Below are 1,290 nucleotides of genomic sequence, written 5' to 3'. Positions count from 1 at the left end.
GTCTGCAGGTTGGCAACCACCGAGGTGAAGCGGTTCTGGATCGCACCGAGGTCGGCGCGGGTGCTGTTGATCGCACCCAGGGCCTTGTCGACCACTTCCATTGCCTGCTGTGCACCCTTCACGGTGGACACGTCGAGCTTGTCCGCGAAGGACTTGCCTACCGCAGTGGTGCTGGCGGCGATGTCGGCCGGGCCGGTGGCAATGCCAGTCCAGGTGCCGGTTTCGACGGCGATGCCAAGGAAGGCACCGTTCTTGTCGACGCTGTCCTTGACCGAGCTCAGGTTGATCTTGCCGCCACCAGCGGCATCGACTTCGGCCAGTACGCCGGTCTCACCGATCTTGGCATTGATGGCAGCAACCATGGCCTTGGTGGCCGCGTCCTGGGTCTTGCTGCCGTCAGCACCGCCTTGGGCGGCCACATCGATGTCGGCGATGCTGATTGCCGAACCGGCGCCGTTGGTGATGGTCATGCCGGTGACCTTCACGCCCGTTGCGGCATCAGCCGGAGCAGTGATGGTGAAGTTGACCGAGTCGAACATCGCACCACCCAGGGCATTGGCCTTGGCGTCGATTGTCTTGTCGATGGCGATGGCCTGGCCGGCGTTGGCGCCGACCTGGAACAGCTGGCTGGAGAACGAACCGTCCAGCAGCTTGGTGCCGTTGAAGTCCGACTGCTTGGCGACGCGGTCGATTTCCGAAACCAGCTGGGTCACTTCGGCCTGCAGTGCCTTGCGGTCGCTGGCCGAGTTGGTGGCGTTGGAGGCCTGCACCGACAGCTCGCGGACGCGCTGCAGGTTGTTGCCGATTTCGGTCAGCGAACCTTCGGCAACCTGTGCCAGCGAAATGCCGTCGTTGGCATTGCGGATGGCCACGTCGGTGCCGCGGATCTGGGTACCGAAGCGCTCGGAGATCGCCAGGCCGGCCGCATCGTCCTTGGCACTGTTGATGCGCGAACCGGAGGACAGGCGCTGGATGGTGGTGGCCAGCGAGCTGCCGCTGGTGCTCAGGTTGCGCTGAGCATTCAGGGACATGGTGTTGGTGTTGATGACTTGTGCCATGGTGCTTTTCCTTTGGCGAAGGTGGAACGTATTTCAGGAACCGGGCGGCAGCTCGGCCGCCGCCCGGTGGTCGATCAAGGAGCGGATCAGCGCAGCAGGCTGAGCACGCCCTGCGGCACCTGGTTGGCCTGGGCCAGCATGGCCGTACCGGCCTGCTGCAGGATCTGGGTGCGGGTCAGCTCAGCGGTTTCCTTGGCGAAGTCGGTGTCCTTGATGCGGCTGCGCGACGCCG

Annotated in this window: 2 protein-coding genes; both read right to left on the bottom strand. The window is 64.5% G+C overall.

What is annotated here, in order from left to right; genetic code table 11:
• On the bottom strand, window positions 1-1,058 hold a 1,058-nt coding region (locus tag AC1DKR_RS20985), incomplete at its 3' end, for a flagellin (protein ID WP_478035053.1).
• Window positions 1,059-1,144: 86 nt separating this feature from the next.
• Window positions 1,145-1,290, bottom strand: a 146-nt coding sequence (locus AC1DKR_RS20980) for a flagellin (RefSeq protein WP_478033239.1), incomplete at its 5' end; no start/stop codon positions are given.

It is taken from the genome of Stenotrophomonas sp. 01N47, assembly GCF_056399165.1.
Note: the sequence above shows the minus strand (reverse complement) of the source record. Positions and strands in the feature narration are given on the sequence as shown.